At 66.6% G+C, this 8,646-nt stretch carries 8 protein-coding genes and 1 pseudogene; 1 reads left to right on the plus strand and 8 read right to left on the minus strand.

The window, feature by feature from the left end; all coding sequences use genetic code 11:
* Window positions 1-291: 291 nt before the first annotated feature.
* The 3 genes from ABZ861_RS07230 to ABZ861_RS07240 are packed head-to-tail and all read right to left on the minus strand — an operon-like array spanning window position 292 to window position 2,327.
* Window positions 292-960, minus strand: a complete 669-nt coding sequence (locus tag ABZ861_RS07230; protein WP_361625069.1) for a hypothetical protein — start codon at window positions 958-960, stop codon at window positions 292-294.
* 18 nt (window positions 961-978) lie between these two features.
* Window positions 979-1,677 carry a hypothetical protein gene (locus ABZ861_RS07235; protein ID WP_361625072.1) on the minus strand — a complete coding sequence of 233 codons (699 nt, stop codon included), beginning with the start codon at window positions 1,675-1,677 and terminating at the stop codon, window positions 979-981.
* A gap of 5 nt (window positions 1,678-1,682) precedes the next feature.
* Window positions 1,683-2,327: a transposase gene (locus ABZ861_RS07240; protein ID WP_361625075.1), complete on the minus strand. Its 645-nt coding sequence runs from the start codon at window positions 2,325-2,327 to the stop codon at window positions 1,683-1,685.
* A gap of 151 nt (window positions 2,328-2,478) precedes the next feature.
* On the opposite strand from ABZ861_RS07240, the gene ABZ861_RS07245 reads away from it, so the two are divergent.
* Window positions 2,479-2,781, plus strand: a complete 303-nt coding sequence (locus ABZ861_RS07245; protein ID WP_361625078.1) for a hypothetical protein — start codon at window positions 2,479-2,481, stop codon at window positions 2,779-2,781.
* Window positions 2,782-2,964: 183 nt separating this feature from the next.
* On the opposite strand, the gene ABZ861_RS07250 is transcribed toward ABZ861_RS07245, so the two are convergent.
* The 5 genes and pseudogenes from ABZ861_RS07250 to ABZ861_RS07270 all read right to left on the minus strand — a co-directional run.
* On the minus strand, window positions 2,965-4,827 hold the full coding sequence (locus ABZ861_RS07250; RefSeq protein WP_361625081.1) for a hypothetical protein: 1,863 nt from the start codon (window positions 4,825-4,827) through the stop codon (window positions 2,965-2,967).
* Window positions 4,828-4,960: 133 nt separating this feature from the next.
* Window positions 4,961-5,269 carry a helix-turn-helix domain-containing protein gene (locus ABZ861_RS07255; protein ID WP_361625084.1) on the minus strand — a complete coding sequence of 103 codons (309 nt, stop codon included), beginning with the start codon at window positions 5,267-5,269 and terminating at the stop codon, window positions 4,961-4,963.
* Window positions 5,270-5,504: 235 nt separating this feature from the next.
* Window positions 5,505-6,799: pseudogene (locus ABZ861_RS07260) on the minus strand (ISAs1 family transposase).
* Window positions 6,800-6,887: 88 nt separating this feature from the next.
* Entirely contained in the window at window positions 6,888-7,181 is a 294-nt protein-coding gene (locus tag ABZ861_RS07265) for a hypothetical protein (RefSeq protein ID WP_361625087.1), read from the minus strand.
* Window positions 7,182-7,847: 666 nt separating this feature from the next.
* Window positions 7,848-8,646 (minus strand): hypothetical protein (locus ABZ861_RS07270; RefSeq protein ID WP_361625090.1); only part of this gene is annotated, 799 nt, incomplete at its 5' end.

The following is an 8,646-nucleotide window of genomic DNA, read 5'->3' on the forward strand; positions in this document are numbered from 1 at the left end:
CGGTTCGCGCCATCGAACCTTGACCGCCCTGCTCAGCCCGATTCCGCACTGGTCGACTGATCTGTGTCGCTGGACGACTCCGGAGCTTCCCGGTCGCTGGCGCCGAACTGCTCAACGGTGTCATGGTCATCCCGCCCCGTAGCCCTGGATGCTCTCGCAGGCCGCAAACGGGATCCACTGGGAGACCGCTGCGCGTCGTCGCGGACTGAGCGCCCCCGGTCCCAGGGGACCTGAGCGGCCGATACCACTGGCTGATCATTCCTGCACCGTCGCGGAAGGGGTGTGCCCGTCCTAAGCCTCTTGGGCGCGTTGCGCCATCATGTCCGTCAGCGCCTGCAACACATCTAGCTGGTAGTCCCCGAAATACTCTGCCTTGTCCGCCTCGAATACCACGATGACAACGGTGCCCACCTGCACCATTGGTTCGCCCCGTTTGTTCGAATTATCATCCGTTATCTGGATGGCGATCGACTGGTCACCGAAGGCTGGCATGGCCACGGGCTTGAAGTGTTCTTTCCCCGTCAGCAACTCCTCGGTGACGCGGTCGTAGAAGCCTTGTGCGTCGTCGGCCGAATCCCAAGCGGCCACCGAGAAATCCGCGAAATGGTCGTAAGGGTCGTCGAAGGCGCCATGGGCCACGCCGAGGAGCCCCGGGCACCTGTCTGGCTGCAGCTTCTGGCAAGCGGCAGGTCCCTTGGTGCGAGATGTCGAGTCGCTGCTGGTCCAGCCGCTGGGAATGCTGTGCAGATCGGGTACGACAGCCTTTACCATCGCGGAGTCCTTGAGCGCGGTGACCCTGGGCCCAGGATCGGGTGACGGCGGGCCGTCGTCGCCGGTGGCCAGCCGAGCAATCCCGTAGATCAAGAGAGCCATCACGGCGACAGCCGCGACTACCGCTAGCAGCGCCCAGGGATCGCCCTTGCGGATCTTGGTGATCGCTTGATCGCCGAGCACAAACACGGCAGCTGTAGTTCTTGGTCAGGGTTGGTCGTGACGGTGGTGTCGTTGCTGGTGGCAGGCGGTCGCGACGGCTTGGTGATGGCGCCGCCAGGCGGTCCAGTGCAGGACGTGGTCACGCTCGCGGACGGGTGGCGGCAGCACGAGGGCTCGCAGGAGCCGGATGAGCTCGGGGCAGCTCAGCGAAACGAGTGCGGGCTCGTCCTCGGCGGCGTCGTGGACGACGGTGGCCGTGAGGGCGAGGACAGCGGCGGCGATCAGGGAGAACAGTGACCAGCGCATCCATGAGTTCCAGCAGGTCACCTGACCCTGGTCGAGTCCGGTGAAGCCCTTGGCCAGCTGGAAGGTCTCCTCGATCCGCCACCTGAGACAGATCACTTCCACCAGCGTGCCGAGCGGGACGTCGCCGGGTGCCCAGCAGCGGAAGTAGGACACCTCACCGGTGTAGCGGTGCCGCCGCGCGACCAGCACACTCGTCCCGGCCTCCCTCTCGTTCTCGTTCTCGTTCTCGTTCTCGTTCTCGTCGGGAGCATCGTCGGGGCGGACATCGAGCCAGGCCCAGTCGTACTCGCGGGTGCCCTTGGCGCCGTGTCCTGTCCGCCGGCGCATCCACTGCCCGGGCCGCACCTTGTTGATCAGCTTGCGCGCCTCCCCCCGACGACCCGTCCCGTCGGTGACTTGATACGCAGCGGCGATGCCGACCGTGTAGCCGAGCCTCAACGCCCTTATGCTCGGCGTAGTTCGCGCCCGCAGTACACCTCGTCACCCGTGAACCAGTGGGTCTTCAGCCCGGCGGCCAACGCGTCGGTGACCATGGCCAGCGCCTGCTGCGGCTTCGTCGCGAAAGCGATCTCCTCCGGTACTCCGGCGACCTCGCGGCGTTCCTCGTCCGCGGCCCAGTCCGCCGGGAGATACAGAGCCCGGTCGATGATCACCTTCGTCGTGGAGGTGACCGCCGCCAGGTGCACCGCCACCTGGCACAGTCCGACACCGCCGATCGCACCGGAGTACTGCCGGCCAGCGCCCACGCAGTCCGTGGACGACTTCGCAGCCCCTGTCTCGTCTGCCACCAGCACCACGCTCTGACTGGCGAGTTCATCGATCACGAGGCAGGCGATCTCCTGCCGAGCCCGCTCATGGTCGAACCGGGCGCGCGAGAGCAGGTGCTGCAGCCGGTGCGGGCCCGGATGACCCAGAACCTGCGCGAGCGTCCAGCAGTTCCGCGTGTCAACCTCCAGCAACAGCCCCGCGACCAACTCTGCCGCCGTCGCCCGGACTTCACGTCGCGCGAAGCAGCCAGCGACCACGCGCATCGCCCTCCCGAACGCCTCACCCCACGCCCGCTCGGCTATCGTTGCTTCCACGGCCACCACGTCTTGATACGTCGTCACAAACGTTCATGATCACGGTGGCCGTACTCATGCCAGCACCCGCCCCAGGGCCCCGGCGTTGCCCGGATCGCCTCGGTCTGGGGTGATTGATCTCGGTGGTGGGCCCCGGAAGCAGGTGGACACGGCACCTGTGGATCATGGAGTTCTCTACGCTGCAAGTTCCACGAAGGTGCTCGCCGACACCGTGCGGATCCTCGCCACACCCGACGGAGTGAGCCGGCTCCCGGAAGCCGCACGATCCAGCGGCCACTTCGCGGGCACCCTGCGCACCATGATGATCGGCTACCGGCACGGCGGGCCGGCCGGTAGCCACGCCGCTCTCCGCGCCGCTCCGACACCGCCGTCCGTGCTTGAGCGCGCCCGCGACAGCATCCGGGCCTCCCGCGCCCTCGTCCTCGGAGACCTCGAACACCGCCGACGAGGCGCTGACTGACACCACGGCCGGGATTCAGCGGCGCCCCGGGCCCGACGGACGCTGGTATCCCTTCACCTTGGCCGGTGGCCGGTGGCGCCCGGCCCCGGGATGCTCCGACGACCCGGCCAGCGCCTACCAGGCGGCCCGGCGAGAGAGGGCCGCCAGGCCCGCCGCCCGATGACGACTGTCCGCCGGGCCGCGTCAGAACCCGCTGTTAGCCGGGTCGAGGTTGCCGGGGATCTGGGCCCAGCCGCCCTGGACCGGGGTGAGGGTGTTCGTGCTCTGGTTCAGACCGCCGTTGATGTCGTTGCGGAAGATGTTGCCGCTCGGGTCCAGCCCGATCATCTGGACGAACCCCTCGGGGCCCGCCTCGACCGCGGCGGTCATGTGACGCCACGTGCCCGGGATCTGCGCCCACTTGCTGTAGTCGGCGTCCACCTGGTTGTCGCCGACCTTCAGGACGTCGAACACCTTGCGGTCACCGGTGGTGGCCGTCAGCAGGATCCGGCCGATGGAGTTGGTCGTCGCCGTGACCTCCCACAGGTCGGTCGGCGCGCCGTTCACCTTGGTCCAGCCCGACCAGACGATGCCGGCCGCCGGGTCCGCCGTGTTCACGAACCTCTGCTCGCGGTGGTACAGGACACCACCGATCCCCAGACCGAACAGCTCGACCACGTTCGACACGTCGGTGACGGCCACCACCTGGCTCATCCAGCCACCGCCCATCAACTGCCAGCCACCCCACACATCGAGAGCCGGCTTGGCGTTCGCCGGCTTCGGGAAGATGTCACCGCCGAGGAGTTGGGAGTTGGTGAACATCTGCCCGCTGCTGTTGGTGGCGAACAACTGCAGCGCGCCGTCATGGTTGCGGGTCACCGAGATGCTGTTGAAGTCGCTACCGGGCATCTGCGCCCACGACATCCAACTGTTGTCGTTGCCCTCGGACGTCTGGTACCGGTACCAGACCTGACCGATCCGGTCGGTCGCGAACAGCACCGTGCGACCCTGGTAGTCAACCGCGGTCGCCACCGACCTCATCTGCGGCTCACCGTTGAACGAGGAGAACCCCGAGAACTTGCCTTGGCCCTGATGACCACTCGTGTCTGGCTGGAACGTCCCCTGGTTGAGGTTGCCCGCCCCGCTCACACCGAAGACGTCCAGCGGCTTGAGCGGCTGGTTCGTCGCCGTCTCGGCCACCATCGCGACCGGCGCACCGGTCTGCAGCCTGACAGCGGGCTGGAGGGCCAGCAGCGACGCCTGGGCGATGGGGTAGCTGGTGGCGGCCGTTGCCGTCGCGATGGCCTCGGAGTAATCGGTGATCTTGGGGGCGGTGAAGTCGAACCCGTCGTAGTTCCCGGTCACCGACCAGTCGTTCTGACCAAACCCGACCCCCTTGAAGAACTCGGGGATCTGCGCTTCCGGGTTCGTGGGGATCTTCACATTCGAGTCGTAGGCGAAACAGTCGCCCTTGGCCAGTCGCGGGCCGGTGAAACTCAAGTCGAACGCGAAGACACCGCATTGGGGCGTCAGCTTCTGGATGACGGTCTGGTTGGCCTGGATGAGATCTGTCGTGAGGATGTCGGTCGCCTGGCCGGCCTTGAACGACGCCGCCAGGGCGATCGGCCCGACGATGCTGAGGTCGAAGCCGAGTTCGTCCTGGGCCGGCGCCGTCTGCTCCGCGTTCAGGTCGGCCGCCGCGTCCTCCACCGTCGCGACCGCAAGACTCACGAATGCGGCCAGCGCGTCGGGCGACATGGAGTCGATGCTCTCGAACTGCTCGACCGTCCGCCGGGCCTCGGAGTTCACGCCCGCCGTCGCGATCGCGTCGATCTGTCCGACGATCTCCGTCTGCGACTGCTGGATCAGCGCCTTGATCTGGTCCAGCTCACTGGGCGCCCCCAGGACGTATTGTTTGTAAAGGCTGTAGAGCGTCGCGACCTTCTGGGCGTACGGAACCACCTGCTCCGCGACACCCAGGATCGGCCCGACCGGCACATCCGCCTGCGCCGGCTGCGCCGCCGGCAGAGACGACGCCGTCAAGGCCGCGGTCGCCGCGAGGGCCACAAGCACCCCGCTGGCCCTCAGTCTGCGTCCCGACCCGGACCTGGGCGTCCGCCGCGAAGGCGTCCCCGAATGAGTACTCACTTTTCTCCTCGGCTGGGCGTGCAGATACTTAGCCTTGTTGCACAGGGGGTTGTCAGAAAGTGCTGACGACCGCGGCCTCCACGAGTTCACGGACGCTCGGATCCGGCACGCGACGGCCCACCTCGAACGGCCCGAGGAAATTACGGGCGAAATGCCGAGCAGGCCGCGCCACAAGCGCATCACGGCCACCTTCCTGCCACGCCCCATGCCACTGCCCGACTGCCTGCCGGAACACCCCCAACAACCGGGCCACCTGCACCTGCCTCACACCTTGTTCGAACAGGCTGGCGGCCTGCATCCGCCGCGCCTCACGCTCAGCCGGGCCCCAACGAACGGCATTCGAAGTCCCCATACCGCCCATGTACCCACCCTGACAGATCGTCAAGGGCAGCCAGAAAGATCAGTACATGAAGAGATAGCGGCGCGGGGTTACAGCAGTCCCCGGCCTCAAGGTGATTGCAACGTCTGATGATCTTGGACAGGTGCTGGTCGGCTGAGCCCGAGGAGGGTCATGGGGCCGCTCGAAGGGGCGGAGGAACTTCTTGCGGGGGGGCATGGGGCAGGGTCCCGGCGAGTGCCTGGATCGTCTGGTTTGATCATGTGATGCGGTAGAGGGCGAGGACTCGGGGACGTTCGGTGTGGGCTCGTCGTCCGGCGGCGGTGTCGATGTAGCCGGCGAGCTTGAGCGTGCTGCGGATCAGGTCGCGGAGGACGGCGAGTACGGCGGGCGCGTTGTGGGTCCTGACTCGGGACCTGTCCTCGTTGAAGGTGACATCGCGGCACCAGTGGACGGTATGTTCCACGGTCCATTACCCGCGAGCCCAGGACGCGACCTCGGCTGCGTCCGCTTCCCCGGCGGGCAGGTCGGTGATGGCCTAGACGGTCTCGCTGGACCATTTCTTCGCCCCGTAGAGACGGCGACGGCGCTGGATGCGCAGGACCTGGGCTGCGTGCGGGAAGAGCAGGCCCTCGACGGTGACGACCTGCACGAGCCGCTGCTCGTGACGGCCGTGGCCCCGGGCGTCGTCGCGGTGGATCACGGGGATCTCCTTCCAGGGCGGTGCGTGGAGCTGACGGGCCTGGCCGCGCTGGTTGTTCTTGATGGTCAGCAGGCAGTGAGCGCCGCGTTCGCGCAGGTAGGTGGCGTTGTCGCGTTAGGCGTGGAGGGCATCGGCGGTAATGACCACCCCCGCGAGGTCCTTGCCGCCGATCTGGTCGAGGAGAGGTGTGAACTCGGGGATTTCGTTGGTCTTCGCGCCGATCTCGCGGGAGGCGAGAGTGACACCGTCGCCGTGGCGGACGGCGGACAGGACGAAGACCCGGCTGCCGTCCGGGCGTCTCGCGCCACGCAGGCACTTGCCGTCCACCGCGATCGCCCGCCGCCGCAGCCGTACCGGCTCGGCACGGGCGCCCGCCCGGTGGGCCCGGCGCTGTTCGCGCTCAGTGCCGCCGTCGGGCATCACCGGCTCCGGCCGGTGGGGCTGTGCGGACAGCAAGGGCCGAAGGTATGCGTAACCGGCCGTGCCGATCTCACCGGGATCCAGGCGTCCCAGGACGCTGCGCAGGGTCTTCTCGCTCGGCACCCGGTAGCGGCCAAGGAGTGGCTGGTAGGGCAGGCCGAAGGCTGCCAGTTCCTCCGGCGTCGCATGCCGGCACCACTCCGCCGCCGCGGTGATCGAGTCGTGGCCGGCGGGTGTCATCGCGCAGACCACCAGGGCCAGCAGCGGGGAGAGCCGGGACCGCACTCCGCAAGCCCCTCGCGATCGGTGACCGACTCGAACCCGGCCACCAGGTCGCGGACTTGATCCTTGGCGGCACCCTCGCCGAGGACTTCCAGGCAGGGCGCATGAGGCGCGGGGGCAGCGACAGGGGATGATGGAGGAACGAACACGGCACCTTCATGGATCTTGCAGCGTAGAGAACTCCATGATCCACAGGTGCCGTGTCCACCTGCTTCCGGGGCCCACCACCGAGATCAATCACCCCAGGTCGAGACGATCCGGCAAACGCCGGGACCCTGGCACCCGCCCCAGCAACACACCGACCAGCACAGACGCTGGAACTACATCTGCCGTGACAAAGGTACCGCGGGCCCGGCTGCCGCGGTCGACGTTGATGCTGTGCGTAAAGGTGGGCGCATAGGTTGGTTTGGGCGGGAGCAGCACGCGCGCCAGATCCGCGGCGAACGCCGGATCTTCGGATAGCGCCTCCAACAGCCTCTCGCGCAACCGCGAGCGCGCATCGGGATCGTCCGGTGACTCTTCCACCGCCAAAACGGCTTCTTCTCCCTGGTGCGCCGCCGCTTAACCGGTGGCGCACCAGGTCGACGGCCGTTCCGCCGATCGCGCCGCCAGCCGCGGTAGCCGCAGCGGCAGTCGCCTGTGCCACTGCCTTCACCGCAGCATTCGCCAGGTCCATCCCGTCCATTACGGCCGTCCCCCAGACTGTCAGGTTCCCTCAACTATGGTATTTCGCAGACCAGTTGAGGGATCGAGTGAATCGCGACTTTGAAAGCCCTCGACGAGGCCCACCGAAGTGAGCGCTCAGGCCAACTCGCCCCCCTCATTGCCTGGGAGCGAACCAGCGAACTATGGCCGCTCGTCGGCGGCAATCAGCAGGGCTAGATCATCCGGCGAAGGGTGGGACACCGCCCAGCGGGCACCTGGCCAGGGCGGTCAAGGTTCGATGGCACGAACCGCGCGGTGCTCCGACTTAAGCAGCGTGAACCTGTCGCCGACCAGGCCATCGTTCATGCGTCTGAGTGCATCCTGGCCGCTCGGCCTGAACACGCCAGCGGCACTCTCACCGTCACGACTCTGGGCATGGAGGCCAGCATCTCGCATGCCACCCAATGCCGCTCCCCAGTGGCAAAGATCGTCGCAGGGCGGAGGGGGTTCCCCGCTGAACCAGACCAGGGCGTCCCAGGCGGGGGCACCATGTCACCAGTGATCGAGGTACCATTTCATCAAGTCCCTACGATGTTGGGCACTTGGATTATTCGGATCTGCAAGCGCTACCGCCGCGTAATAATCGTAAACTCTGGCAATGTCTTGCTTGCTTATCTTCTCCACGCCGCGGCTTGTTGTTTTTTCCATTGATTTGACGCGATCGAGTTGAGCCTTTACTTTTAGGTGATCATTATTTTCCTTATTTGCCCACAGCCTACCCCCACCCAAGGGCTTTATGCTGGCTTTCCCCTTGCTGTCAAAGTGCCCCATTTCGGCGGCCAAATTCTTTACATCGGCCAGCCCTCGTTCTACTTGCTGAGCCACCGTCTGCGCGAAATTCAGTCCATTTGGGGCGTGTTGCGACTCGATCGCTTCCGTTGAATGCACTTCGTTCACGTTAGCCTGGTCCTCCCCGCTCGCCGCCCCTGTATCTTCTTTCTTTGAATCGACCGATGAATCATCACGGTCGAATGGATTCTCATCCGCAAGCTGTTCGGAATGATCTTCGAGGTTATGGACCCCGGTGTTGTCTGTGACTTCATGGTCGCCACCCACGGGCGGAGGCATGTCAGGCCGCTGACGGGTCTCGTTCTGACCGGCGGAGTCGACGCCCTCCTGCCGGGAGCCGGGCGGCAGCCCCAGCTCCGACTTCCGCCCATCGGACTGGTCAGCGCTCGAATCGCCCCCCGGCCCAGGCGGAGGCATGTCAGGCCGCTGACGGGTCTCGTTCTGACCGGCGGAGTCGACGCCCTCCTGCCGGGAGCCGGGCGGCAGCCCCAGCTCCGACTTC

It is taken from the genome of Streptomyces sp. NPDC046985 (genome assembly GCF_040644415.1).
Taxonomy (GTDB): Bacteria; Actinomycetota; Actinomycetes; order Streptomycetales; family Streptomycetaceae; genus Streptomyces.